Annotated in this window: 19 protein-coding genes; 10 read left to right on the forward strand and 9 right to left on the reverse strand. The window is 72.1% G+C overall.

Going from position 1 to position 25507, the window contains the following annotated elements:
* Positions 1–1215, reverse strand: a complete 1215-nt coding sequence (locus ABZ370_RS09100; RefSeq protein ID WP_358618460.1) for an alginate lyase family protein — start codon at positions 1213–1215, stop codon at positions 1–3.
* A 239-nt stretch (positions 1216–1454) separates the two neighbouring features.
* Here ABZ370_RS09100 and ABZ370_RS09105 point away from each other — a divergent pair, with 239 nt between their 5' ends.
* The gene (locus ABZ370_RS09105) at positions 1455–1877 is read left to right on the forward strand and encodes a PPOX class F420-dependent oxidoreductase (RefSeq protein ID WP_358618462.1); all 423 of its coding nucleotides are present in this window, start codon (positions 1455–1457) and stop codon (positions 1875–1877) included.
* A gap of 79 nt (positions 1878–1956) precedes the next feature.
* On the opposite strand, the gene ABZ370_RS09110 is transcribed toward ABZ370_RS09105, so the two are convergent.
* From ABZ370_RS09110 to ABZ370_RS09125, 4 genes are all read right to left on the reverse strand, one after another.
* Positions 1957–3060 (reverse strand): tetratricopeptide repeat protein, encoded by a 1104-nt coding sequence (locus ABZ370_RS09110; RefSeq protein ID WP_358618464.1) that lies wholly within the window; start codon positions 3058–3060, stop codon positions 1957–1959.
* Positions 3061–3228: 168 nt separating this feature from the next.
* The gene (locus tag ABZ370_RS09115; protein ID WP_358618466.1) at positions 3229–4188 is read right to left on the reverse strand and encodes an ABC transporter substrate-binding protein; all 960 of its coding nucleotides are present in this window, start codon (positions 4186–4188) and stop codon (positions 3229–3231) included.
* Positions 4185–4778, reverse strand: a complete 594-nt coding sequence (locus tag ABZ370_RS09120) for a GNAT family N-acetyltransferase (RefSeq protein ID WP_358618467.1) — start codon at positions 4776–4778, stop codon at positions 4185–4187. Before ABZ370_RS09120 ends, ABZ370_RS09115 begins: the two co-directional genes overlap by 4 nt.
* On the reverse strand, positions 4775–5914 hold the full coding sequence (locus ABZ370_RS09125; protein WP_358618468.1) for an LLM class flavin-dependent oxidoreductase: 1140 nt from the start codon (positions 5912–5914) through the stop codon (positions 4775–4777). Before ABZ370_RS09125 ends, ABZ370_RS09120 begins: the two co-directional genes overlap by 4 nt.
* 630 nt (positions 5915–6544) lie before the next feature.
* On the opposite strand from ABZ370_RS09125, the gene ABZ370_RS09130 reads away from it, so the two are divergent.
* Positions 6545–7516, forward strand: a complete 972-nt coding sequence (locus ABZ370_RS09130) for an amino acid ABC transporter permease (RefSeq protein WP_358618470.1) — start codon at positions 6545–6547, stop codon at positions 7514–7516.
* Positions 7517–7548: 32 nt separating this feature from the next.
* Here ABZ370_RS09130 and ABZ370_RS09135 read toward each other — a convergent pair whose 3' ends face one another.
* From ABZ370_RS09135 to ABZ370_RS09145, 3 genes are all read right to left on the reverse strand, one after another.
* A complete protein-coding gene (locus ABZ370_RS09135; RefSeq protein ID WP_358618472.1) occupies positions 7549–8442 on the reverse strand; it encodes a glutathione S-transferase C-terminal domain-containing protein in 894 nt (297 codons plus the stop codon).
* Positions 8443–8831: 389 nt separating this feature from the next.
* Positions 8832–9290 (reverse strand): Rrf2 family transcriptional regulator, encoded by a 459-nt coding sequence (locus ABZ370_RS09140; RefSeq protein WP_358618473.1) that lies wholly within the window; start codon positions 9288–9290, stop codon positions 8832–8834.
* A gap of 33 nt (positions 9291–9323) precedes the next feature.
* Positions 9324–10535 (reverse strand): acyl-CoA dehydrogenase family protein, encoded by a 1212-nt coding sequence (locus ABZ370_RS09145; RefSeq protein WP_358618474.1) that lies wholly within the window; start codon positions 10533–10535, stop codon positions 9324–9326.
* 135 nt (positions 10536–10670) lie between these two features.
* On the opposite strand from ABZ370_RS09145, the gene ABZ370_RS09150 reads away from it, so the two are divergent.
* Both ABZ370_RS09150 and ABZ370_RS09155 read left to right on the forward strand, forming a co-directional pair.
* Positions 10671–11345 (forward strand): formylglycine-generating enzyme family protein, encoded by a 675-nt coding sequence (locus ABZ370_RS09150; protein ID WP_358618476.1) that lies wholly within the window; start codon positions 10671–10673, stop codon positions 11343–11345.
* A 4-nt stretch (positions 11346–11349) separates the two neighbouring features.
* Positions 11350–11802 carry a hypothetical protein gene (locus tag ABZ370_RS09155; protein ID WP_358618478.1) on the forward strand — a complete coding sequence of 151 codons (453 nt, stop codon included), beginning with the start codon at positions 11350–11352 and terminating at the stop codon, positions 11800–11802.
* Between the two features lie 27 nt (positions 11803–11829).
* Here ABZ370_RS09155 and ABZ370_RS09160 read toward each other — a convergent pair whose 3' ends face one another.
* The gene (locus ABZ370_RS09160; RefSeq protein WP_358618480.1) at positions 11830–12423 is read right to left on the reverse strand and encodes a class I SAM-dependent methyltransferase; all 594 of its coding nucleotides are present in this window, start codon (positions 12421–12423) and stop codon (positions 11830–11832) included.
* Positions 12424–12559: 136 nt separating this feature from the next.
* Here ABZ370_RS09160 and ABZ370_RS09165 point away from each other — a divergent pair, with 136 nt between their 5' ends.
* From ABZ370_RS09165 to ABZ370_RS09190, 6 genes are all read left to right on the forward strand, one after another.
* Positions 12560–13747, forward strand: a complete 1188-nt coding sequence (locus ABZ370_RS09165) for a serine hydrolase domain-containing protein (protein WP_358618482.1) — start codon at positions 12560–12562, stop codon at positions 13745–13747.
* A gap of 126 nt (positions 13748–13873) precedes the next feature.
* On the forward strand, positions 13874–15103 hold the full coding sequence (locus tag ABZ370_RS09170; RefSeq protein ID WP_358618483.1) for an alginate lyase family protein: 1230 nt from the start codon (positions 13874–13876) through the stop codon (positions 15101–15103).
* A 35-nt stretch (positions 15104–15138) separates the two neighbouring features.
* Positions 15139–16866, forward strand: a complete 1728-nt coding sequence (locus tag ABZ370_RS09175; RefSeq protein ID WP_358618484.1) for a sigma-70 family RNA polymerase sigma factor — start codon at positions 15139–15141, stop codon at positions 16864–16866.
* A 125-nt stretch (positions 16867–16991) separates the two neighbouring features.
* The gene (locus ABZ370_RS09180; protein ID WP_358618486.1) at positions 16992–19814 is read left to right on the forward strand and encodes a beta-L-arabinofuranosidase domain-containing protein; all 2823 of its coding nucleotides are present in this window, start codon (positions 16992–16994) and stop codon (positions 19812–19814) included.
* Positions 19815–19978: 164 nt separating this feature from the next.
* Positions 19979–23197 (forward strand): NACHT domain-containing protein, encoded by a 3219-nt coding sequence (locus ABZ370_RS09185; protein WP_358618487.1) that lies wholly within the window; start codon positions 19979–19981, stop codon positions 23195–23197.
* Between the two features lie 228 nt (positions 23198–23425).
* Entirely contained in the window at positions 23426–25501 is a 2076-nt protein-coding gene (locus tag ABZ370_RS09190; RefSeq protein ID WP_358618488.1) for an ATP-binding protein, read from the forward strand.
* The last annotated feature ends 6 nt before the right edge of the window (positions 25502–25507 follow it).

Genomic DNA, 25507 nt, shown 5'->3' on the forward strand with positions numbered 1-25507 from the left:
TCAGGAGGGGTTGTCCGCGTGGGTGAGGGTCGTCCAGGCGTTGAAGTAGTTGTCCGTGCCGGACGGGCGGTGTGCCTCGGTGTACTTCTGGGTGTTGGACATGGCGATGCCGAGGCGGTTGTGGAGGGCGTTGAAGCCGACCTCGGTGACCTGGTCGAGGCCCTTCTTGACCGAGCCGCCGCACAGCCAGGACGGCACGGTGGCGCCGTTCTCGTAGGTGGTGTGGAAGCCCAGCGCCTGGCGCAGCCGGTCCTGGATCTTCGGGTAGAGGTCCTGGCCCTGGATGCGGCTGGTCTCGGCGATGTCCGCGATGGAGGCGATGCCCCAGCCGGTGTGCCCGAAGTCGCGGCAGGTCTCCTGGGAGAGGCCGTCGGCGAAGGTGCTCTGGCCCTGCCAGTACTTGATGATCTCGGCCTTGGTGTCGATGCTGCTGTTCGCGGGCGGCTTGGGCAGATCGCCGTCGCCGGTCAGATACACGTACGCCGGAACGCGGGCGAGGTAGGTGCTGACGGCCTTGTCGTAGCTGGTGCGGTCCTCGATGAAGACGGAGATGCCGATCGCCGCCTCCGTCATGACCAGTTGCCAGTTGCCGTTCTTGGTCTCGGCGCCGCTGATCACCTCGGGGAGGTATACGTCGCGCAGCATGGTCGCGAAGCGGCCCGCGCCCGCCCAGCCGCCGTCGTAGGTGTACTTGATGATCTCGGCGGCCCGTGGCCAGGTGGAGCCGGACCAGCCGGTCTGCAGCGGGGCGTTGCTGTTGGTGTGGTCGGTGATGGTCGCGGACCAGGCGTCCATGATCTCGATGGACTTCTTGGCGTATCTGCTGTCCCGGGTGAAGTACCAGGCGAGCGCGTCGGTGTAGGCCGCGATGGCGTCCTGGCGCTCGTCGGTGCAGCCGTAGTTGGGGTTGGACGACGATCCGCACTCCACGACGGCGCGTGGCTTCGGGGTGCGCGACAGTGAGGCGTAGGAGCTGGCCATCATGTCGTCGTACGCGGCCTTCCAGGGCTGCTGACCTGCCTGCACCTTGCCCCGGGCGTAGTCGAGCTGGGCCTGGCTGACCAGCACTCCGGGGTGGGTGAAGGCGGTCGGCGCGGCGGCGGCGCGCGGGGCCGGGCCGGTGAGCTGAAGGCTCACCAGGGCGGCCAGCAGGGTGAGAACACTGAGCAGCGCGGTTCTGGTTCTGATTCTGGTTCCGGCTCTGGCTCGTGCCATCCGATGACCTCTTCCATGCTCGTTGGCCTGGACCATACGGATAGTCGTGGGCATGTCAATGAATGTCAATGGACGTGTATGTGGCCGGTGTTCACCTCCTTGTCCGTGGCTCGTGAGCGGGCGCCCGGCACCGGCACCTGCCGGGCGTCGCCCGGTCACGTACGATCCGGGCAGTGCGGGGTCTGCCATCGGACACCCTTGGCCCCGCCGCCCGTCAGCAAGGACAGCAAGGAGTTCCCATGTCCAAGCCGCCGCTGCCGCCCGAGGCCGTCGCCCTGCTGCGCCGCCCCAATCCCGCCGTCATGGCTACCGTGCGCTCGGACGGCACCCCCGTGTCCACTCCCACCTGGTACGCGTGGGAGGACGGCCGCCTGCTGGTCAACCTGGACGACGGCCGGGTGCGGCTGAAGCATCTGCGCCACGATCCGCGGGTGACCCTCACCGTCCTGGACAAGGACGACTGGTACACCCATGTCACCCTCATCGGGCGTGTCGTGGAGATCCGCCAGGACGAGGGCCTGGCGGACATCGACCGCATCGCCCGCCACTACATCGGCGGGCCCTACCCGGACCGGGACCGCACCCGCACCAGCGCCTGGGTCGAGGTCGAGCGGTGGCACGGCTGGGGTGCGATGAAGGACAACGACCAGGCGTCCACGTAAGCCGTCGACAGCACCGATACCGCCTTCCTCCGGCCGCTCCGGCCCGGGGCAGGGGTGTTTTCGCAGCGGGGCGGCGTTCTCACCCGCCCACGGGGGCGGCCTCCCTCAGGCGCTCCGGGGCCGCCGCCACCGCCGCCTTCACCGCGTCCTCCGCGTCCTCCGTGATGCCGAACTCCACCCGCGCGCGGTCCACCATCCGGCGGGCGTGCCGCAGTCCGATCCGGTCCAGGACACCGGCCAGCTCGGCCAGATCGGCGGCGGTCAGGGTGCGGTCACGCCCCAGCCGGGCCAGGGACTTGACGAGCCCCAGCCTGGCGAGGGCCTCGCCACGCGGCTCGCTCATGGTGCGGAACTCGGCCAGTGCCTCCCGGTAGACATCGCGCGCCTCCGCGAAGCGGCCCGCGCGATAGAACACATTGCCCCGCATCTTGTGGTTGTAGGCCAGCGCGCTCATCAGGTTCATCGCGCGACACGCCACCTCCGCCTGGGAGAGCAGGCCCAGCGCACGGTCCGCGTCCCCGTCGCGCACGGAGACGATGTCGGCCAGCCCCCGCAGCGCCCAGGCGTGTCCGCGCCGGTCATCGGCCTGCGCGGCGATCGCCGCGGACTCCTCGAACATCGCGTACGCCGTGTCGTACGACCCGGTGTTGCGATGCATCTGGGCGATCCCCTCCAGCGCCCATACGGTGTGCCGCGCCTCACCGCGCTCCCGCGCCTCGGCGAGAAGCTGCTCGTGCAGCGCGCCCACGGCCTCGTAATCCCCCTGGATGCGGCCCGTCTCCGCCAAACCGGCGAGCGAGTAGCCACGGGCGAGGATGTCCCCACCGCGCTCCCCCAGTTCGGCCGCGAATCCGAGCAGGCGCCACGCCAGCGCCAGTGCGCCACGCTGCCGGGCGAGCGTGCCGCCGCTCCACAGCGCCCACGCCATCGCCCCGGCATCCCCCGCCCCACGGGCCGCCCGGTAGCTGGCCTTCCACTCGCGGTCGGCATCCGTCACCTGCCCCAGCCTGCGGTGGGCCTCCGCCACTGCCAGCCCCGAGCGTGCCGCCTCACGCGGGCAACCGCTCCGCTCGGCCGCCCGCAACCGCTCGGTGCCCGCGGCCAGTACATCGACCAGCGAAGAGTTCACGGACAGGGAGGTGAGGGAGCCCTGGTACTCCGGGGCGAATGCCTTGCCGTACATGGGTACGCGCCTTTCCGTCTGCGATCTGCCGGAGCGCGCGCCATCTTTCTGTCCACTCCCACTATACGCCGAGTGTATAGCGAGTCGGAAACAACCCCCTCCGGGTTGTCCGCCGCGCGTCCGTTGTCGATCAAGACGCGTTTTGGCCCGGCGAGGTTGTCCGGCCTTTCACGTGGTGTGTTCGGGCGGGTTGATCCGCGAGGTTTTGACGGCGGAGGGGCCGGTGCCCCACTTGTCGAGGATGCGGGCGTAGACACCGTCCTTGATCAGCTCGTTGACGGCGGACTGGAAGGCCCGGGTGAGGCGTGATCCCTTCTTGAAGGCGAAGCCCACGTCGAGCCGGTGGTACTCACCGAGGAAGCTGCTCTGGGCGGCCTGCTGCGCCGCCTGGTGGCGGAGGCCGTTGATGGTGGACATCTCCACGTCGATCCGGCCCTGCTGGAGCGCGGTGAGGAGGGCGCCGTTCTCCGAGTACACCTTCACGTCGTACGGCTTCTTGCCCGCTTTCACGCACACCTTCTTCTGGGCTTCGAGGGTCGCCTCGAAGGTGGTGCCCGCCCCGGTGCCGATGGTCAGGCCGCACAGCCGGGTCAGGTCGGTGACCTTGCCGCCGAGCGAGGTGTTGCCCTTCTTCACCGCGAAGCCCTGGCCGTCGTTGATGTACGTGGCGAAGTCGATCGTCTTCAACCGCTCGGCGGTCACACCGAAGTTGCCGGTCCCGACGTCGTACTTGCCGCTGCCGAGGGCGGGCAGGATCGTCTCGAACGAGGCGTCCTGGCGCTGCAGTTCGACGCCCAGGACCTTGGCCACCGCGTTCGCGAGGTCGATGTCCTGGCCCACCGGCTTCCCGCCCGCACCCTGCGGGTAGTACGCGCCCGGCGGTCCGCCCACCGAGCTGCCGATGCGCAGCTTGCCCGACTTCCTGACCTCGGCGGGCAGGAGGGCCGCGACGGAGTCGACCTTGTGCACGGCGGCGACCGGGTTGCCGGTCGGCGCGGGGGACGCGGCGCCCGCCGCCGAGGTCCCGCCGGTGCCACCGGAGCCGCATCCGGCCAGCGCCAGCGGGAGAGCGGCGGATGTCGCGGCCGCGGCCAGACGGAGACGCGGTCTCGTACGGGAGTGGTTCACGGAGCTGATGCCTTTCGGGTGCGGGCGACGACGGTGGTATGCGCGTCGGCGGTGAGGTGTTTCTCGAAGGGGAGCGGGCCGATGGTCTCCGGGTCGGCCTCGGTGTCGAACAGCGGTGTGTAGCCGGTGGCCAGGTACAGACCGCGGGCCTCGGGCTGGCGCGGCCCGGTGGTCAGGTAGAGGCGGCGATAGCCGTAGGTCCCTGCCACGCACTCCAGTTCGGCCACCACCCGGCGGGCGAGGCCGCGGCGGCGGTGGCCGGAGTGGGTCCAGATCCGCTTCAGTTCGGCCGTGGCCGCGTCGTACCGGCGGAACGCGCCGCCCGCGACCGGCTCCCCGTGCTCCAGCAGCAGGAGCAGCACACCGCCGTGCGGGGCGGTGAACTCCTCGTCGGGGTACCGGGCCAGCTCGGCGTGGGCGTCCTTGCCGTAGCGGGTGGAGTACTCGTCGCCCAGTTCCCGCAACAGCGGCGCCACGCGCGGATCGCCGACCTCGACGGTGACGACGGCCAGCCCGGCGGCGGCCGGGCCGGTGACCGTCGGGCCGGTGGTGGCCGGGCCGGTGGCGGGGCGCTGTGTGACAGCGGTCATGCGCGCACCGCCGCGAGGGCCTGTGTTCCGCGCGCTGCGCGCTCGGCATCGCGCTCGGCATCGCGCTTGGCGACCTCCTCGCGAACGATCGGGATCACGTGCCGCCCGAAGTCGATCGCGTCGTCCAGCAGGTCGTAGCCACGGGCCGAGAGGATGTCGACGCCCAGGTCGTAGTAGTCCAGCAGTGCCTGGGCCACCGTCTCGGGGGTGCCGACCAGGGCATTGGAGTTGCCCGCGCCGCCGGTGGCGGCGGCCGTCGGGGTCCACAGCGCGCGGTCGTAGCGCTCCCCCTGCTCGGCGATGGCGATCAGCCGCTGGGAGCCGGTGTTCTCGGGGGCGCCGTTGCGATGGTGTCGTACGAGCCCCTGCTCACGCCGGGCGCGGATCGCGCCGACCGTGCGGTGGGCCTTCTCCCAGGCCAGTGCCTCGGTCGGGGCGATGATCGGGCGGAAGGCCGCCTGGATGCGCGGGACGTCGGTGCGGCCCGCCGCCCGCGCCGCCGACTTCACCGCCTCGATCTGTTCGGCGGTCTTCTCCAGGGGCTCGCCCCACAGGCAGTAGATGTCGGCCTCCTCTCCCCCGGCCGCGTAGGCCGCCGGAGAGGAACCGCCGAAGGAGACCCGGGGCCGGGGCTGCTGCACGGGGTGGACATCGCTGACGAAGTCGTGGAAGCGGTAGTACTCCCCCTCGTGGTCGAAGGCCTCGTGGGACGTCCAGATCTTCTTCACGATCCGGATGTACTCGCGGGTGCGCTCATAGCGCTGGTCCTTGGTGAGGGTGTCGCCCTCCCGGCCCTGCTCATGGTCGTTCCCGCCGGTGATGAAGTGCACCGTCAACCGGCCGTCGCTGATCTGGTCGAGGGTGGCGAAGGTCTTGGCGGCGTACGTGGGATACGAGACGTTGGGCCGGTGGGCGAGCAGGATCTGCAGGCGGTCCAGTCTGCTCGCGATGTACGCGGCGGCCGGGGCGGGATCGGCCGACCCGGAGCCGTAGGCGAAGAGCACCCGGTCCCAGCCGTGGTCCTCGTGCGCACGGGCGAGCCGGAGCGTGTACTCCTTGTCGAAGGCCGCGCCGGAGCGCGGCGTGGTCTCGGAGCCGTCATGGGTGGCGGCGATGCCGAGGAATTCCACAGGCATGCGAAGGGCCTTTCGGAAAAGGGCGGAGGGGTCCCGCGAGCAGGGCGGGATGCCGCTGGTCCGGCCGTGTGCGACGGCGGATCAGCGTGGTGCGGAGCGCGGGTGGAACAGGCGTGATGAGGCCGGAAGGATGCGAAGGCAGCGCGTGTCCGGGTCCGCCGCAGGACCGTTCGCATCCGGGCGGACGCGCCCGGGTACCGCGGTCGTGCGAGGGAGGAACTCGGCCCGCGACGGGGTCACCGAGGGAGGGAAGGGCCGGTCAGACAGCCCGCTGCCGAGTCAGGCGCAACACATCGCGGACCACACACGACCGAAGTCGATGTGGTCGCGGGAGACCAAGCGCAACTGGGCAGGCATGGGACTAATTGAGCAGTACGAACGGCGTCGCGTCAACCAGTGCTCGGATGACGGACCGGCTGACCGACCGGGAAATGGCCCGGCTCCCCGCCACATTGACATTTGCACGCTGTCGGCACATACCATCGCCCCTGGACCGGCTCCGCTCCTGCGCGGCAGCCGCTCCGGCCGCGTTGAGGGACGCGGCGAGCGTGATGAACCGCCCCGGGCCACACCGTGCCACCGGGGTGCTCACACCCACGCCCGCGATCCTTCCCCCCGGAGAAGCCTCAGATGGCCACGCCTTCCGATGTCACCGCCCCTGCCCCCATACCCGTGTCCACACGCGAAGACCCGGACCCCGGCGACTCCGGCGATCTGCCGCGGATCGTGCCACGCCGGCACCTCGGCCGGTGGTTCGCGGCGGCGGCCGCTCTGCTGGTGTTCGCGATGGTGGTCAACTCCGTCGTCCGCAACCCCGCGTTCCAATGGGAGGTGGTGGGGAGCTACTTCACCACCACCGCCGTGCTCGACGGGCTGCTGCTGACGCTGTGGCTGACCGGGCTCGTCATGGTGCTGGGCTTTCTGATCGGCACCCTGCTGGCCGTCATGCGGCTGTCCGCCAACCCCGTGCTCGCCACGCTGAGTTGGGGCTACGTATGGATCTTCCGCTCCACACCGCTCCTCGTTCAGATGCTGTTCTGGTTCAACATCGGCGCCCTCTACCCGACGCTGGGTGTCGGCATCCCCTTCGGCCCCGAGTTCGTCACCGTCAAGACCGTCAACCTGCTCGGCCCCGCCCTCACCGCCGTCATCGGCCTGACCCTGCACGAGGCCGCCTACGCCGCCGAAGTGGTCCGCGGCGGCATCCTCTCCGTGGACCCCGGGCAGACCCAGGCGGCCCAGGCGCTCGGCCTGGGACGGTGGCGCACACTGCGCCGGATCGTCGTCCCCCAGGCGATGCGCTCCATCGTGCCGACGGCCGGAAACATGCTGATCGGCACCCTGAAGGGCACCAGCATCGTCAGTGTCCTGGCCGTACACGACCTGCTCTACTCGGTGCAGCTGGTCTACAACCAGACCTACCAGGTCATCCCCCTGCTGATGGTCGCCACCCTCTGGTACATCGCCGTCACCACGGTGCTGAGCGCCGGGCAGTTCTACGTCGAGCGGCACTACGCGCGCGGGGCTGCCCGTACGCTGCCGCCCACGCCGGTGCAACGTCTGCGCGGACAGGTGGCCGCCCTGCGCACCCGGCTGCGGTGAGCTGCGCGCGGGGCGGCCCGTATGACGTGGCGTCAGCCGGGCTCGACCGGGGTCCTGGTCCGGGTGTGCGCCGCCCAGTCCAGGATCTGCACCGCCGCTCCGGCGGCCTCCAGGCCGCGGCAGTGGGCGTGGTGCCGTCGGGCGATACCGTCGAGGTCGAGGTGGGGGCCGAACGCCGGGTGGGCGGCCAGCCGCCGTGCGTAGGCCCACACATGCGGATGGTCGGTGACGCGGTGCACCGCGGCGGCGTCCAGGTGCTGCCGGTGCACGGTGTCGAGCCACACCAGGGTCACCCACACCTGCACATCGGAAGCGGTCAGGTCGTCGCCCAGGACATGGGTCCGGGTCGCGAGCCGTCGCTCCAGTCCGTCCAGCGCGCCGAACACGGTGCTGAGCGCGGCCTCGCGCGCCGCGTCGTCGGCACCGGGCTGTCCGGCGGCCTGGACGGCTTCACTGATGCCGTGCTCGCAGAGGCGTGCGATCGCCTCCATCTCCCGCTCCGCGCCGCACGGGTGGAGCACGGCGCGGTCGGGGCTCCCGCTGCCGAAACGGCGGTCCAGGTCGCGCAGGATGTCGGGGGCGTACGTGCTGACGATCCTGCCCGACCAGTCGTCGCTGAGCACCGGTGCGGCGGTCGGCCCGGCGTAGTGGTGCGCGCTGGCCTCGTACATCAGCCGCAGGGCGGAGTGCCCGCCGTCCGGTCCGTCGGGGACGGCGGGCAGCAGGGTCACCGGGAGGGTGCCCTCCAGGCCGAGCAGGCTGTGGGTGATGGCGATCCGCAGACAGTGCCGGCATGACAGCGCCAGATGGAGGCGGTAGCGGCGCGGCACGGCGTAGTGTCCACTGCGCGCGTCCCGGCCGATCCTGCCCCGGAACGGTGCGACGGACAGTGACGACGGCGCGGCATTCCCAGGTGTAATGGACACGTTTCTCCCCAGGTCGGGTTATTCGCTGGCGGTGAGACGTACGGTGAGCGGACGGCGGCGACCGGATGACGGTGAGCCGCCCGCGGCGGGCGCACGGCGGTGCGTGCACGCGTATCGGCGTATGACGACGGTGTCAGGTGCCCGCGAGGGCCTCCCGGCTCAGGACGGGAGGGACGGGAGACTTGCGGCGCTGCAGACGCGCAGCAGGTCGATGTGGCGGCGGGACGTCAGAAGGGGAGAGGTCAGAAGGGGAGATGGCCGATGCGTGCGGACCGCTCGTTCGGCGGCCGCCTGCCCAGGCCTCATCATTCCCCACCTATCCGCTAGGAATCCCTCCCGAGAGTGTCGAGGGCCCCGTGAGTCCCGTCAAGGGGTGTCCCACGTCCTGGTTACGGGTTCGTCCACGCCTCCGGGTCCTCGGCGAGGTCCAGGACCCCGTCGGGCAGCTCGGCCGCGGCGACCTCGGCGAGGGTGACCTCGCCGAGGATCTTGCGGACATTGGCCCGTACCGCGATCCACAGCGGCAGCAGCGACTCCGCCGGGCCGCGGTACGACAGCTCGGGCGGGCGCACACCCCGGACCGACACCAGGGGCCCGTCGACCACGCGGATCACATCGGCGATCGTGATCTCGTCGGCGGGACGGGCCAGCCGATAGCCGCCGTTCCCGCCACGCTGGCTGGCCACCAGTCCGCCGCGGCGCAGATCGCCCAGAATCCCTTCGAGAAACTTGTGCGGAACGCCCTGTGACGCGGCGATCGCCTCGGCCTTGACGGAGACACCGTCCACCGCCACCGCCAGCTCCAGGGCCGCCCGCACCGCATAGTCCGCCTTCGCAGAGATCCGCATACGGTGATTATCCGCCACCGGGACGCACGGCGATCAGAAGGGCAGGGCGAACGGAGGGTGCTCGCCGTGGAGGAAGTAGTCCCCCACCTCCTGGAGCCGGGGCGCGACCGGGACGCAGAGGGTGTGGGTCCGCACGTTGCGCCAGAACCGGTCGAATCCGTACGCCGAGGCGGCGGAGCGGGCCCCGAGGACATCCAGCGCGCGGGCCGTGACGTCCTGTGCGGCACCGGCGGCGGCCGCCTCGGCCGCCGCCGCCAGCATGGTGATCTCGGCGCACTCGTCGTCGGTGAGGTCCTCACCGCGCGCCAGCCCGCAGTCCAGCGCCTCCAGCGCCTGGTCGGCGAGCGCGGACGCGGAGAACGTGGCGACGGTCAGCTCCCCGTAGGTCGTCAGCACGTACGGGTTCCGGGGCGAGCCGTACGACGGACCGTCCAGCCGCCAGGGCACGTCCGCGGCCCTGCTGTACTCACGGGCCTCGGCGAGCACCCCCTGGGCCATCCCGAGACAGATCTGCGCCGAGACCAGGCGTCCGGTCGGGGCGGACAGTCCGGCGAAGGGCGACAGCGTGCCGTCGTCCGGGGAGAGCGGGCCGAGTACCGCGTCGCGCTCGACCGCCACCGCGTCGAACTCCACGCTCCCGCCGGCCGCCAGCCGCTGGCCGAAGGTGTCCCCGCCATCGGCCCCGGCCACCACGCCGGGCCGGGCGGCGTCGACGAGCACGGCCAGCGGCTCCCCCGTCTCGGAGTGGTCCGCGCGCACCGCGAGCCGGTCGGCGACCAGGACGCCGGTGGCGTACCCCTGACGTCCGTCCAGCACATAGCCGCCCGGCCCCGGGGTGAGCGTCAGCCGCGGCTCCACGGAGGCCAGCCCGCCGCCCCAGCACCACTGACCGGCCGCGGACTCCCGCTCGACGCGGGCGGCGAGGTCGGGCCCGGCGAAGAACCGCGCGCTGGAGGACAGCAGGTAGTGGCAGCCGAGCACTTGGCCGATCGCCCCGTCGGCCGCGGCTATCGTCCGGATGACGGCGTGCGCCGTGGGCCAGTCCGCGCCGCCGCCCCCGCTCTCCACGGGGATCAGCAACGACAGGAGCCCCGCCTCGCGAAGCCGCGAGACCTCGTCGAAGGGCGTCTTCCCCGCCTGGTCGCGGACCACCGCGTCGGTGGCCAGGTCGTCCGCCGCCTCACGGGCGATATGCAGCCAACGCGCGCGGTCGGGTGTCTCCGTTACCGCTTCCACCACCGTCACGCCTGCTCCTCTTCATCCGGTTCATGCGGTTCATGCGGTTCATCCGGCGCGAACCCGTCCGGCCATACTTCCCTATTAACCCAGTAGGAAAAATAGGGAATCCAGCCGCCGACGTCCAGCCGGTACCGTCTGTGCGTGGACGCGAGCGCAGGGCACGAGATGATCGACATCCCGCCGGGGCAGGTGACACTGTCGGACCGGCGGACCCAGCGCAGTTGGCCGGTCCGGCTCACGCCGTACCAGCTCGGCGCGTACCCGGTCACCCAGACGCTGTACGCCCGGATCACCGGCCTGCGGCCGAGCACCACCCAGGGGGACGCGTCGCCCGTCGAAGGCGTTTCCTGGCGGGATGCGGTGCGGTTCTGCAACGCCCTGTCACAACATGACGGATTCGCGCCCGCTTACCACCTCGATGCCGATGGCGAGGGCGTGGAGTGGGACGCGTCCGCCGACGGGTACCGGCTGCCCACGGAGGGAGAGTGGGAGCACGCCTGCCGTGCCGGTACGGCCGGACCGCGGTACGGGCCGCTCGACGACATCGCCTGGCACCGCGGCAACGCCGGGGAGCGGCTTCGCGACGTCGGCGGCAAACGGCCCAACGCGTGGGGCCTCCACGACATGCTGGGCAACGTCTGGGAGTGGTGCTGGGACCTCTACGACGCCGAGGTCTACGGCACCTACCGCGTGCTGCGCGGCGGTGGCTGGTTCGACGAACACTGGAGCTGCCGGGCCTCCGTACGGCGCCGCAGCCACCCGACCTTCCGGGTGGACGACGTGGGATTCCGCGTCGCGCGTTCAGCCGGAGGCTGACCCCATGAGCATCGAAGCGGCCACGGGCGACGAACAGCCCCTCGGCGCGGGCACACCGGAGCGGGCGGCGGCGGTGCGGGCGGCGTTCGACGGCCTGCTGGAGATCCGGCGGCTGATGAACGCCGAGCGCGACGACCCTCTTGCCACGCCCGCCGCCTGGGAGCGGCACCAGCCGGTACGGGCCGTGGCCATCTCCCTGGAGGCGGCGGGCGTGCCGCCCTCGGCGGTCGGTGCCGACGGCCACCGGCTGGCCACGGGATACCGCTGCGGTGCGGCAGCCGATCAGGCGGGGGTGGTACGGGTCGAGTGGCTGGGGCCAGCGGGAAGTGGCGCCTCGTACGCGGCCGCGGAGGAGCTGGGGAACTGCGCGCGGGTGCTGCGCGGGCTGGGCTGGGAGGCCCTGGAGTACCGCGGCCGCGGCCGCCACCGCTACCTGGACGTCGAACCACTCCCCTGAGATCGAGTGGCTTCTCCGGGTCCCCGTTCAGCGGCGGCCCGCCGAAGCCTCCGGTTGAACCCGGCCGCGCAGAACCAGCACGGCCAGCCCCTCCGCGTCGAACCGCTCCACCCGCTTCCATCCCGTGCTCAGCAGGCTGACCTCCGTCTCGTCCAGCGCGACGGCCCGCCGCTCCTCGGGGGTCGTCGCGACGAGCGGTGTGATCACCACGATGGCTCCGCCGTCCCTCAGCCGACGGCCGAGGTCGTCCATGACCTGGACGCGGTCGCGGAAGAAGGCATAGACGAGCCGCAGCGTGATCAGGTCGTAGCCGTCCTGGCGCAGCGGCGCGAGGTCGTCCCGTTCGATGTCCAGACGCAGCCACCGCACGCCCCGCGGGTGAGTGGCGCGGGCCCGGGCGAGGCCGCTGTCGGCCCAGTCGACGGCGTCGACTGTATGGCCCACCGATGCCAGATGCGCGGCCAGTTCGCCGAGGCCGCAGCCCACGTCAAGGGCCCGGCCGCCGTCGGCGGGGGCGGGTACGTGGGCGGACAGCAGCGCGCGTTCGGCGTCCCCCAGGGGCCGGTAGGTCTTCCCGTCGGCGTAGTGGGCGTCCCATTCGTCCTGGCGTGTGTGTCCCAATGGACTGCTCCTCAAGGGGGTCGGTCACGTTCCCGGCCGCGGTGTGGGCGGACCGTCAAGGATCGCCCAGGGTTTCCGCTGGTCCAACCAGTCGGTATGTTGCAGGTCCGCCGAACAGACCTGTTGGGAGTGCCCCATGACGCAGCAGTCCGTGCCGCCCGTACCGCGTATCGATGGCCACTGCGACCCGCGGTTCACCGCCGTGCGTGACGCGTTCGAAGCCAACTTCGCCGAGCGCGAGGAGCTGGGCGCGGCGGTGACCGTCCAGGTGGGCGGCCGGACCGTGGTGGATCTGTGGGGCGGCTGGGCGGACGCCGGGCGGATACGGGCGTGGGAGCGGGACACCGTGGTGAACGTCTGGTCCACCACCAAGGGTGTGACGGCGCTGTGCGCGCATGTGCTCGCGGACCGGGGGCTGCTGGACTTCGACGCTCCGGTGGCCTCGTACTGGCCGGAGTTCGCGGCGGCGGGCAAGGCCGACCTGCCGGTGCGCCATCTGCTCTCCCACCGGGCGGGCCTGGCGGGGCTGCGGGCACGGCACACCGTGGAGGATCTGTTCGACTGGGAGAAGACGTGCGCGCGGCTGGCCGCCACCGAGCCGTGGTGGGAGCCCGGGACGCGGTCCGGCTACCACGCCATCACCTACGGCCACTTGGTCGGCGAGGTGATCCGGCGCATCACCGGTGTCCTGCCCGGTGAGTTCCTGCGCCAGGAGATCACCGGGCCGCTGGGGATCGATTTCAGCATCGGGCTGCCGGAGAAGGAGGCCGGACGGGTGGCGGAGCTGGTCCATCCGCCCGCCGCCGCGTCCAGCGAACAGGCCGCCGTCTTCGCCCAGTTGGAGCCCGTCGCGATCGCCGCGCTGGCCAATCCGCTCGTCGGGGCGGCCGAGGCCAATACGCCGGAGTGGCGGGCTGCCCAGATACCGGCCGCCAACGGCCATGGGACGGCCCGGGCGCTCGCCACCCTCTACGGCGTCTACGCCCGGCACGGCCTGGCCGGGGAGCACGGGGAGCACCGGGTGCTCTCGCCCGAGGCCGTCGAGCGCGCCCGTGAGGGGCAGGGGGCGTGCCGTGACCTGATCCTGGGGCACGGCTTCACCCACGACACCGAAGCCGGGCTCGGGGTGTGGCTGAGCGGCCCCAACGGCTCCTACGGCCCCAACCCCCGGGCCTTCGGCCACGACGGCTTCGGCGGCTCCTGCGGCCACGCCGACCCCGAGGCCGGGGTCAGCCTCGGCTACGTCATGAACCGCATGGGCCCGCACATCGTCGACGATCCCCGGAAGAAGGCCCTGATCGACGCGGTGTACACGGCGCTGTGACAGGGGCGCGGACACTGCTCGCGCGCTGACGCGGTGCGGTGCGGTGCGGCAAAAAACTGTTATCGGCGGCGCTGTGGCTCCGTCTCCTGAGCGTCCCCTGTGATCCCCGTTCAGGAGTTGAGCCACATGCCGCACGACAACAAGCACCGCCTCAGCCGCAGAGGCCTGTTCACCCTCGGCGGCGGCCTCGCGGCGGCCGGGGCGCTCGGCGGCGGGATCGCCGCGCTCGCCGGGGGTGGCGCCGAGGCCGCCCCGGCGGACTTCGCACATCCCGGGGCGCTGCACAGCGCCGGGGATCTGCACCGCGCCGCGGTGCGGGTCAAGGCGGGCGACGACCCGTGGCGGGCGGGATGGCAGAGACTGACCGCCAACCGGCACTCCGCGAGCACCTGGCAGCCCAGGCCCCAGGCCACGGTTATCCGCGGTGGCACCGGCCAGAACTACCCCACGCTGTACCACGACGTCCACGCCGCCTACCAGAACGCCCTGCGCTGGAAGATCGGCGGCACCAGGGCCAACGGCGACACCGCCGTCGCGATCCTCAACGCCTGGTCGTCCACGCTGAAGGAGATCACCGGCAACGCCGACCGCTTCCTGGCCGCCGGTCTCTACGGCTACCAGTTCGCGAACGCCGCCGAGCTGATGCGCGGCTACGACGGCTTCCAGCTCGCCCGTTTCCAGACGATGGCGCAGCGCGTCTTCCAGCCGCTCAACGAGGACTTCCTCACCCGCCACAACGACGCCTGCGTCACCAACTACTGGGCCAACTGGGACCTGTGCAACACCGCCTCGCTCATGGCGATCGGCATCCTCCGCGACGACGCCACGACGTTCGACCGCGCCGTGACGTACATGAAGTCCGGCGAGGGCAACGGCTCCCTCCCGCACGCCATCCCCTTCGTCCACGAGGGCCAGGGGCTCGCCCAGTGGCAGGAGAGCGGCCGCGACCAGGGCCACACCATGATGGGCATCGGCCTGATGGGCGCGATCTGTGAAATGGCCTGGACCCAGGGCGTCGACCTGTACGGCTACGACGACAACCGGTTCATGAAGGCCGCCGAGTACGTCGCCACGTACAACCTCGGACGGGACGTGCCGTTCACCACCTACACCTGGGGCACCGGCCAGAACTGCGCGCGGCAGTCGCAGACTGTGATCTCCGACGCGGGCCGTGGGCAGATCCGCCCGGTCTGGGAGATCTTGCGCTACCACTACGCACGGCGCCGCGGGCTCTCCGTCCCCGCCATCACGGCGATGGCTGAGAAGGTGGGCGCCGAGGGCGGGGGCGGCGACTACGGGCCGAACAGCGGAGGCTTCGACCAGCTCGGCTTCGGGACGCTCCTCTACGCGAAGTGAGACCCGGGCGGGAAGAAGCGGCGCCGGAAAGACGGATGGCGGAAGGGCGGACGGTGGACGGGCGGGTTGTGGACGGGCGGCAGTGGCGCGCCACCATCACGGCGGCGCAGAGCGGCGACCGGCGCGCCCTCGACGAGCTGGTCGAGGGCTGGCTGCCGCTCGTCTACAACATCGTCGGACGGGCCCTGAACGGCCACGCGGACGTGGACGACGTGGTGCAGGAAACCATGCTGCGCGCCGTCCACGGTCTGGGCTCGCTGCGCGATCCGGAGGCTTTCCGGTCCTGGCTGGTGGCCATCGCCATGCGCCAGATCCGCGACCGGGCGCGGCGGCGGACCGCCGAGGCGCTGCCCGACGAGGCCCACGGCACTGCGGATTTCGCCGAACTGACCGTGCTGCGACTCCAGTTGGAGGGGCAGCGGCGGGAGGTCGCGGAGGCGGTGCGCTGGCTCGCCGACGAGGACCGGCAACTGCTGTCCCTGTGGTGGCTGGAAGTCGCGGGCGAGCTGACCCGGCGTGAGCTGGCGGCGGCCGTCGGCATCAGCCGTCAGCACGCCGCCGTGCGGGTGCAGCGGCTGAAGGGGCGCCTGGAGACCGCGCGGGGCATCGTCCGGGCGCTCGACTCCTCGTGCGCGGACCTGCGCGAGGTGACCGACGGCTGGGACGGGCGGCCCGACTCGGTGTGGCGCAAGCGGCTGGCCCGCCACGTCCGGGGATGTGCGCGCTGCTCGGGACGGCGCGCGGACACGGTCCCCGCCGAGCGGCTGCTCGTCGGCATCGCGCTGGTGCCGCTGCCGGTCGGCTTCACGCTGTGGACGGTGCTGGGCGGCAAGACGGCGGCCGCGGCCGCCACGATCACGGCCTCTGCCACTTCCGTCTCGGCCGCCGCGACCCCGGTGGGCTGGTCGGCCAAGGTGCTCGGCGCGCTGGCCAAGCCCGCGGTGGCGGTGACCGCCGGGGCCGCCATCGCCGCGGGCGGCGCGTACGTCGTGACGCAAACGCCGGACGAGCCCGCGCCGCGCGCCGCCCCGCCCACCGCCGCGAGTACCGCCCGCCCGCCGTCGTCCGCTCCCCCGCCCTCCCCGGCGCCGTCACCCTCGCGCCGCCGGGCGCGGCCGTACGGCACCGTCGTCGACACGGCCGACCGCGCCCCCTCGGCCACCGCCCGCCCCGCGGCGCTGCCGCGGCGCGCCGACGGCACGGTGACGCTGAGCGGCGCACCGCCGACCGGGCTGACCCACCGGGGCGAGCAGGTCACGTTCACGGGGCGCGGATACGTCCGGGTGCGCTGGCAGGTGCTGCCCGGGCAGCGCCCCGGCGATCTCGCCATGCCGGCCTGGACCGGTCTGCGCGGCAAGCTCTTCCATGTGGCCTCGGGCGGCGGGCGGCGCCTGGACGATGTACAGCCGGGTTCGGCGGACGGCACGACCTGGATGGGCGGCCCCGCCACCGGCTCCACCGTGCTGCCCGCCGGGACCCAGCAGATGTGGCAGAACGAGTACTTCTGGCTGGACGGCAGCGTCACCCTCCACCAGAACGAGCGCGGCGCGGACTACAACCTCTTCGCCCAGGCGTCCAGTTGGGGCCAGATCACCGACGACGTGGCCGCTCCGCCCGACCCGGGCGCGGGCATCGTCCGGTACGGGCTGGTCCGGGACACCGGCGAGGACACGGCCCCGGTACCGCAGTATCTGACGCGCGCGCGGCCCGCGGACCCCGCGACCGTAGAGCAGCGGTCCCAGGTCACTCCCCCGCCTCACTGACGCTTGCGCACACTCTCGTCCCAGCCATTGACGTGTTCTGACCGGCGGTCTACTTTCGCGTCGACTTCCCGAACGTCGGTCGATATACCGAACGTTGTGTGATCGTTCCCAGAAACGAGGCATCCATGGCACCCGCACCCGCCAGACGAGCCGTCCTCCGCGCCGCGGCCCTCGTCGCCGCGGCCCCGGCGCTGGCCTCGCTCACCGTCGGCCGCGCGACCGCCACTCCGGCGACCACCACTCCGGCGGCCGGGGCCCCGGCCGCCTGGACGCTGCGGCCGTTCGGCCCCGAGGACGTGGCACTCCGGAAAAGTGTCTTCACGGCCAAGCGCCGGCTGATGCTGGACTTCGGCCGTGGCTACGACGTGGACCGGCTGCTCCAGGTTTTCCGGGCCAACGCGGGCCTCTCCACCCGTGGTGCCGTCGCCCCGGGCGGCTGGGAGGGGCTGGACGGCGAGGCAGGCGGCAACCTCCGCGGACACTTCACCGGCCACTTCCTCACCATGCTCTCCCAGGCGTACACCGGCACCGGGGAGAAGGCGTACGCGGACAAGATCGGCCATATGGTCGGGGCCCTGGACGAGGTCCGCGAGGCGCTGCGGCGCGATCCGGCGGTGCTCAGCGTGCCGGGCAGGTTCGGCACCGCCGCGGAGAACGTCCGGGGCTCCTACCAGTTCGTCGACCTGCCGGACACCGTGCTCGGCGGCGCCACCGCGGTCACCCTCGCGGCCCGGGTGAAGCCCAGCCACCACACCGCCTGGGCCCGGATTCTCGACTTCGGCGACGACACCACCCGCTACCTCTACCTGGCCGCCCGCAACGCACAGGGCAACCCCCGCTTCGCCCTCACCACCTCGGGAGCCGGTGGAGAGCAGAGCCTCGACGGCACGGCGCCACTGCCCCTGGACGAGTGGAGCCATGTGGCGGTGACGATCGCGGACGGCACCGGAATCCTCTACGTCAACGGCGCCGCGGTCGCGAAGAACACCGCGATGACCCTCACCCCGGCAGCGCTCGGCACCCTCCGCGACCACTGGCTCGGCCGGTCCCACTACGCCGCCGACCCGGTGTTCGCGGGCGCCTTCGACGAGGTCGGCATCTGGTCACGGGCCCTGACCGCCGCCCAGATCGCCGAGCTTCGGGACCACCCGGCCGCCGAGACGTCCGCCGGGGCCGGAAACCTGGCCGCCTACACCTTCGAGGAGACCACCGGCGGCACCTTCGCCGACTCCTCGGGCCGCGATCAGCACGCCACTCTGCGCCGCACCTGGGGAGGGCCGAGCCACCCCGGGTTCCTCGCGGCGTACCCGGAGACGCAGTTCATCACCCTGGAGTCGATGACCAGCGGCGACTACACGGTGGTCTGGGCGCCGTACTACACCGCCCACAAGATCCTGCGCGGACTGCTCGACGCCCATCTCGGCACCGGCGACGCACGGGCCCTGGACCTCGCGATGGGCATGTGCGACTGGATGTACTCCCGGCTGTCCAAGCTGCCCGCGAGCACCCTCCAGCGGATGTGGTCCATCTTCTCCAGCGGCGAGTTCGGCGGCATCGTCGAGGCGATCTGCGATCTGTACGCGCTCAGCGGCAAGGCCCAGCACCTCGCGCTGGCCCGCCTGTTCGACCTCGACAAGCTCATCGACGCCTGCGCCGCCGGGAACGACATCCTGGAGGGCCTGCACGCCAACCAGCACATCCCGATCTTCACCGGGCTGGTCCGGCTGTACGACGAGACAAAGGAGACGCGCTACCTCACCGCGGCGAAGAACTTCTGGGACATGGTCGTCCCGACCCGGATGTACGGGATCGGCGGCACCAGCGACCGGGAGTTCTGGGGCGCGCGCGGCGCCATCGCCAAGACCCTCGGCGACACCACGGCCGAGACCTGCTGCGCCTACAACATGCTCAAGCTGAGCAGGATGCTGTTCTTCCACGAGCAGGACCCGAAGTACATGGACTACTACGAACGCGCCCTGTACAACCAGGTCCTCGGCTCCAAGCAGGACAAGGCCGACGCGGAGAAGCCGCTCGTCACGTACTTCATCGGCCTGGTACCGGGGCAGGTGCGCGACTACACCCCCAAGGCGGGCACGACCTGCTGCGAGGGCACCGGCATGGAGAGCGCCACCAAATACCAGGACTCGGTGTACTTCCAAAAGGCCGACGGCAGCGCCCTGTACGTCAACCTGTACAGCCCGTCCACGCTCACCTGGGCCGAGAAGGGCATCACCGTCACCCAGTCCACCGGCTATCCCAGCGAGCAGGGTTCCACGCTCACCGTCCGGGGCCGCACCGCCGCCTTCGACCTGCGGCTGCGCGTGCCCGGGTGGGCGACGAGCGGTTTCCGGGTGACGGTCAACGGCAAGGCAGTGAAGGGGACCTGGACCCCCGGCAGCTATGCCTCGGTGTCGCGTACCTGGCGCGACGGGGACACCGTCCGGGTGCTCATCCCGTTCCGGCTGCGGGTGGAGAAGGCGCTCGACGAGCCGGGCGTACAGGCGCTGTTCCACGGTCCGGTCAACCTGGTGGCGCGCGACGCCCGTACGTCGTTCCTGAAGGTGGGCCTCTACCGCAACGCCGCGCTCTCCGGCGATCTGCTGCCCACGCTCACCCCCGTACCGGGCAAGCCGCTCCATCACACCCTCGAGGGCGTCGAGTTCGCCCCGTTCTCCGAGGGCACCGAGGAGCCGGCGCACGCCTACTTCCACCGCTCCGAGCCGACGGTGGTCTTCGGCGGCACCGACTCCGGCATCGCCAACCCGGCCCGGGACGACGGCACCACCCTCCTCGACGCGATCTGGGCCGCCGCCCCGTTCCGGAACAAGGGCGCGCTGATCAAGCACGTCCGGTCCACCGTCGATGCCTGGGTGGCCGCGGGGCTGCTCGGCGCGGCGGACGGCCGCGGCGTGGTCGACGCGGCGAAGCAGGCCGACTACGTATCCTGAGCGACTCCCCCTCCTCGGCGAACAGGGGTGCGACGGCGCTCGGCGCAAGCCCGGCGCCCGCGCGCCCTGCCTCAAGGCGGCCGTCCACGGCTATGGTGAGCGGGGTTCAAGGGGCACGGGCCCCGGCGGGGGAAGCGCTTCGGCGCTGGTGAGGGAGGGCTGCTGTGGACGGCGGCACGGTGGGTCTGAAGATCGCATCGGCAGTGGTCGTGCCGGTGGTCAAACGACTGCTGCTGCCGCCCGCGAGCGCTCCTGCGGCCGAGTTCGGCGAGCGCCCGATTCCGGTCCGCCGGCTGGTGTCGTTCGGCAGGGAGCACCGCACCCTGACCGAGGACGATCTCCACAAGCTGGCCCGGGAGCTGGTCCGCCGCGCCGTGCGCGCCGCCGGACCCCACGATCCGCCGATCGGCGCCGACGAGCACGACTCCGTCGGCCAGGCGCTGACCCGCACCCTGCACGCGCTCGGCGACCTGGACATGGACGACGTCCACGCCTTCGCGCTGGGCCCCGAGCGGCTGGCCGCGGAGCTGTCCAGGAGCGCGGGCCCCGACACCCGGCGGCTGCTCAGCGACGATGCCGCGCGCTTCCACGACCGGCTCCTGGAGACGGCGTGCGTGCATCTCATGCGCTTCTTCAGCCAGCGGCCCGGGTTCGCGGCCCGTGCCCAGATCGAGCAGAGCCGCGAGATCCGGGAGCAGAGCGAGAAATTGGACAGAATCCTGCGGCAGCTGCCCGACATCAGCCGCCAGGACACGGAGTTCGAGGAGGAGTACGCGCGCTACGTCGTCGAGAGCCACGGCAGGCTCACGATCTACGGCGTCGATCTGCGCGAACCCGACGGCCAGGACTGGCCGCTGGAGACCGCGTATCTGAGCCTGGAGGCCAGGCCGTACCGCGAGGGAACCGATCAGCTTCCGGTGGTGACCGGTGAGCCGGGCGCCGACCGGGACCCGGAGGCAGACCGGGCCGCGGGCCCGGCCGAGGCGGTCTTCGCCCGCCATGAGCGGGTGCTGCTGCACGGGGTCGCGGGCACCGGCAAGACGACCCTGGTGCAGTGGCTGGCCCTCGCCACGGCGCAGCAGGAGCGGGTGCCGGGCGGGCTGACCCAGCTGTTCGGGCGCGTCCCCTTCGTCCTGCCGCTGCGCACCCTGGCGCGCAAGAACGCCGAGCTGCCCATGCCCGAGGACTTCCTGCGCTGGATCGGCTGCCCGCTGGTGGGCACGGAACCGGACGGGTGGGCGGCGCGGGTGCTGCAGCACGGGCGCGGTGTGCTCCTGATCGACGGGGCCGACGAGATCCCCAAGGAGGACCGGACCCGCACCCGGGCCTGGCTCAGGAAGCTGCTCGCCGTCTTCCCCGGCAATCTGTGGCTGCTCACCTCCCGCCCCTCGGCCCTGGAGCGGGGCTGGCTGGCGCGCGAGGGCTTCCAGGAGTTCGCGCTCGCCGCGATGCGGCCCGCCGACATGAAGCAGTTCATCCGGCGCTGGCACGCGGCGGCCGGGGCGTCGGAGGAGCTGGGCGAGACGCTCACGCTGTCGCTGCGCAGCAGCCCCGAGCTGAGCCGTCTGGCGACCAACCCGCTGATGTGCGGCCTGATCTGCGCGCTGCACCGGGAGCGCCGCGGCTTTCTGCCCCAGGGCCGCGCCGCCCTGTACGAGGCGGCGCTGTCGATGCTGCTGGAGCGGCGCGATCTGGAGCGTGAGGTGTACGGCCGCGGCCGCCCGGTGCTGGACCAGAAGTCGGCGACGGAACCGCTGCAGCGGCTGGCGTACTGGCTGATCCGCAACGAGCGGACCCAGCTGGACCGTCCGGACGCGGTGGACGTGGTGCGGCGGCTGCAGCCCTCCGTGCCGCGTCTGGCGGAGTTGGGGACGGCGGAGGAAGCTTTGCAGCATCTGCTGGAGCGTTCCGGCCTGTTGCGGGAACCCGCCACGGGAGCAGTGAACTTCATTCACCGGACTTTTCAGGATTTCCTGGGCGCCCGTGCCGTACTGGAAGAGCGCGACATGGGCATGCTGGTGAACAACGCGCACTTGGACCAGTGGGAGGACGTGGTTCAGATGGCCGTCGCACAGGCTCGTCACCAGGAGCGCGCCGACCTGCTGACCCGTTTACGCGAACGGGGCGACCGGGAGCAGGACGCGGCGGTGCAGGCGCGGCTGCGGCTCCTCGCGCTCGCCTCCCTCGAACAGGCCACCCGGCTGGAGCCGGCGGTGCGCGAAGCGATCGAGGACCGGGCCGCGCGGCTCCTCCCGCCGCGCAGTCTGCGGGAGGCCAGGGCACTGGCGCAGACGGGCCCGCTGCTGCTCGGTCTGCTGCCCGGCGCCAAGGACCTGGAGGGCGACGAGGAACTGGCCACCGTCCACGCGATATGCCAGATCGGCGGGGACTCCGCCATTCCCCGGCTCCGCGAGTTCCTGCGCACCGGCCAGCGCGCGGTGCGCGCCCAGCTCCTCGCCCACTGGGACCGGTTCGACACCACCGCGTACGCCGAGGAAATCGTGCGCCCGCTCCTGGAAGCCGCGCCCGAGGAGATCGTCACGGTGCGCTCGCACGCCGAGCTGGACGCGCTGCGCACCATGTCCGGGTATCAACGCGTCGGGCTGCACGGCGACTTCGGCCCCGACGAGATCCACGCCTCGCTCGACCCGCGGCACCTGCGCGAGCTGCGCCTGCGCAACACCCTCCAGCTGGAGGATCTCGGGCTGCTCTCCGCCTATCCCGAGCTGGAGACACTCGCCCTCCAGGGCTGCCGGAACGTCAAGGACCCGGCGCCGCTGACCCGGCTGCCGCGGCTGCGGCGGCTGGAGCTGCGGGACCTCCCCCAGCTGGAGACCCTGCTGAAGCTCGCGGACTGCCCCCGTCTCGAGGGCCTCCTCGTCGGACCGGAGGTGCCCTGGCGCGGCCTGTCCGACCTCCCGCGCGCCGCCGAGCTGCGGGTGCTGGCGCTGCCGTCGGCGGCGGCCCAGCTCGCGGGCATCGTCGCGTGCCGGGGGCTTGAGGAGCTGCGTCTGCAGGACGCGAGCGAGCGGCTGACGCCGGACGAGTGGGGCTCCCTGCTCGCCGAGTTGCCTCAGCTGCGCAAGCTGACGCTCTCCCCGCAGCAGCTGAGCATGCTGCTGTTCGCCCCCCGCACCGAAATCCCCCAGGTCACCCATCTGGAGGTGTGGGCCAGGGCAGGCGCCGCGGTTCCGCTGCGGCGGATCGCCCGGCGGCTTCCGGGGCTCGAGGAGATCCATCTGTCGCAGGTCGCGGAGCTCGACCTCGCCTCCCTCGCCGGACTGCGCCGGCTGCGCCGGGTACGGCTCGTCTACCCCGGCGATATCCGCGGGGCGGACTCCCTCCCCGAAAACGTCGAACTGGATGTCTATCCCCACCCCTGATACCCGGCATCGACCCGCACCCGTGTTCGACACCGGGGCCCCGCTGGTCACTACCTCGTACCGATCCCGCCTTCACCTGGTGTGACGCCCTTGTGTCCGGGTAAATTCTCTGCTTACAGGCGTAGTTGGTACGGATGTCAGCGGCTGATGTCTCGGGGGAGCGGTGCCGCCCGCCTCCAGAGTCGTGGCCGCGGGCAGCGTTGAGCGACGGAGGCGGGACGCAGCCAGATGCGCGTATCGGAAGGGTCACCGCTCTACGGACGGGACCCCCTGCTGCGCTCGCTCGTCCCCCGGCTCACGGGCCTGGCCCTCGACGAGCGGTCCCGTACGGCCCGGGAACACCAGGGTGACCTGCCCGTCGTGCTGGTGACGGGCTACCACGGCATCGGGCGCAGCGCCGTCCTCGCCGAGCTGGCCGCGCGCTACCGGGAGCGGCTGCCGCTCGCCCACGTCCGGGTGGTCGCCGCCGAAGCCGCCGCGTTCCCGGCCGCCCCGGCCGACGGCGGGATTCCGGTCGCCTCCACCCTGGTCGAGATCCTGGCGGAGCTGGTGCGCGGGCTGGCCCCCGGGCTGCGCCGCCACTTCCCCGTTCTGGTGCCGGGGCTGTTCGCCGTGTCCGGCTGGCACCACGGCAACGCCGAGCAGCGGGACGCGGCGTGCCTCCGGTTCGCGCGGCTGCTGCTCGCCTGCCGCCTCACCGGCGGGGACGAGAACACGCTGCGGCACGCCTGGGCCACCGCCGTCGAAGGCCGTCTGGAGGCCCGCGACGCGGAGCGCGCGGAGCGGGGACGGTCGCACCAGTCGGGCCGGGACGCGGTCATCGCCGCCGTGGTGGCCGAGTACGCCGAACTCCACCAGCCGACCGCCGCCCAGGAGTGGTACCGGCGGCGCTTTCCCCGGGGCGCGGAGGGCCAGAATCCGCTGGTGCTGCTGGGGCAGTGGTTCCAGCAGGGCGGCGACTACCGGCACGCTGCCGAGCAGACCCTGATGGCCGCCTTCCTGCACGACGTGGCGGCCTCGTACGGCAGGCTGCGGCGGTGGAACCGGGAGCCGTGGCCGCTCATCCTGCTCGACGACACCCACCACCCGCCGGGGCAGGGCTTCCTCGGCCTGCTGCTGGAGCACCGGGCGATGCCCGAACGCCCCGACCACGAGGAGCTGGTCGTGGTGGCCACCCGGCTCGGCGGCCTGCCGGAGGACGCGTCCGACGCGGTCCGCCGCGGTCTCCCCGACCTGGTGACGTCCTCCGGTTGGGAACGCAAGGGCCTCAGCCCCTCCGCCGGGCTGCTCGCCGTGCCCCTCACCCCGCTGAGCCGGGACGACATCCTGCCCCTCCTGGTGCCGGACCGGCCCGCCCGGCCGCTCCACCCCTTCCTGGCCTCCGCCGTGCACTCCCTCACCGGCGGGCACCCCGCGGTGACCACCGTGCTGTGCGCGGCGGTGCTGGACGCCACCGGGAAGGGCGACAGCGTGGGCCCGCGGGACCTTCTCCAGCTGCACGCCGAGGACGGACGCCCGGTCACCGAGGCTCTCCTCGAACAGCTCCTCCCGGACCGGCGCCAGCGCGACCGGCTGACCCTCCTCTCGCTCGCCCGCGACAGCACCGCGGCCGAGGCGCTGGCCGAGCATCTGCGGCTCCAGGGGCCCGATCAGCTGCCCGCCAACTCCGCCACCGACTACCTCGAAGAGCAGCAGTGGCAGCAGCTCACCCCGCCGGACGAGCCGCTGGTCACCGACCCCCTGCTGCGGACGCTGCTCCTGCACGAGGCGCGCCGCACCTCGCGGGCGGCCGACGACGGCCGTAGCTGGCAGGACATCCACCGCTTTCTGCGGATGCACCACGCCCAGCGCGGCGAGAGCGGCGAGGCGGACGCCCTGCGGCACACCCTCGCCGCCGGGAACGCCGAGGCCGTGGTGGCCATGCTGGCGGAGGAGTTCCAGTCGGAGCAGGACGAACAGGCCGCCGCACACTGGCTGCTGTGCCTGCGGTACGCCGCCACCGCGCCCACCCCGCCCGCCGGGGAGTGGACCGACGACCGCATGCAGGTCGCCCTCGGCGAGCACGACGGCCGGCACGCGGGACTGCACGAGATCGAGCGCTGCGTCAACCGGCTGCTGCACGCCCTGTGGCATGTGTCCGAACCGCATGCCCAGCCGGACCCCGACATGTGCAAGGCCGTCGGCGATGAGCTGGCCTACCTCTCCCCGCGGCACCCGTCCTGGCACGCCGTCCTGGGCCAGGCCGCCCGCAGCTGGCCTGCGGCGGCGCGGAAGAAGCGCCCCTTCCCCATCACCGGTCAGTGAGGAAGC

It is taken from the genome of Streptomyces sp. NPDC005962 (assembly GCF_040629205.1).
Classification (GTDB): Bacteria; Actinomycetota; Actinomycetes; order Streptomycetales; family Streptomycetaceae; genus Streptomyces.

Excerpts from the sequence above, each read along its gene's own strand:
- ABZ370_RS09180 (WP_358618486.1), top strand. The coding sequence starts at position 16,992 with ATGGCACCCGCACCCGCCAGACGAGCCGTCCTCCGCGCCGCGGCCCTC.
- ABZ370_RS09170 (WP_358618483.1), top strand. The coding sequence starts at position 13,874 with ATGCCGCACGACAACAAGCACCGCCTCAGCCGCAGAGGCCTGTTCACC.
- ABZ370_RS09155 (WP_358618478.1), top strand. The coding sequence starts at position 11,350 with ATGAGCATCGAAGCGGCCACGGGCGACGAACAGCCCCTCGGCGCGGGC.
- ABZ370_RS09130 (WP_358618470.1), top strand. The coding sequence starts at position 6,545 with ATGGCCACGCCTTCCGATGTCACCGCCCCTGCCCCCATACCCGTGTCC.
- ABZ370_RS09100 (WP_358618460.1), bottom strand. The coding sequence starts at position 1,215 with ATGGCACGAGCCAGAGCCGGAACCAGAATCAGAACCAGAACCGCGCTG.
- ABZ370_RS09120 (WP_358618467.1), bottom strand. The coding sequence starts at position 4,778 with ATGACCGCTGTCACACAGCGCCCCGCCACCGGCCCGGCCACCACCGGC.
- ABZ370_RS09105 (WP_358618462.1), top strand. The coding sequence starts at position 1,455 with ATGTCCAAGCCGCCGCTGCCGCCCGAGGCCGTCGCCCTGCTGCGCCGC.
- ABZ370_RS09140 (WP_358618473.1), bottom strand. The coding sequence starts at position 9,290 with ATGCGGATCTCTGCGAAGGCGGACTATGCGGTGCGGGCGGCCCTGGAG.
- ABZ370_RS09175 (WP_358618484.1), top strand. The coding sequence starts at position 15,139 with ATGGCGGAAGGGCGGACGGTGGACGGGCGGGTTGTGGACGGGCGGCAG.
- ABZ370_RS09110 (WP_358618464.1), bottom strand. The coding sequence starts at position 3,060 with ATGTACGGCAAGGCATTCGCCCCGGAGTACCAGGGCTCCCTCACCTCC.
- ABZ370_RS09190 (WP_358618488.1), top strand. The coding sequence starts at position 23,426 with ATGCGCGTATCGGAAGGGTCACCGCTCTACGGACGGGACCCCCTGCTG.
- ABZ370_RS09125 (WP_358618468.1), bottom strand. The coding sequence starts at position 5,914 with ATGCCTGTGGAATTCCTCGGCATCGCCGCCACCCATGACGGCTCCGAG.
- ABZ370_RS09165 (WP_358618482.1), top strand. The coding sequence starts at position 12,560 with ATGACGCAGCAGTCCGTGCCGCCCGTACCGCGTATCGATGGCCACTGC.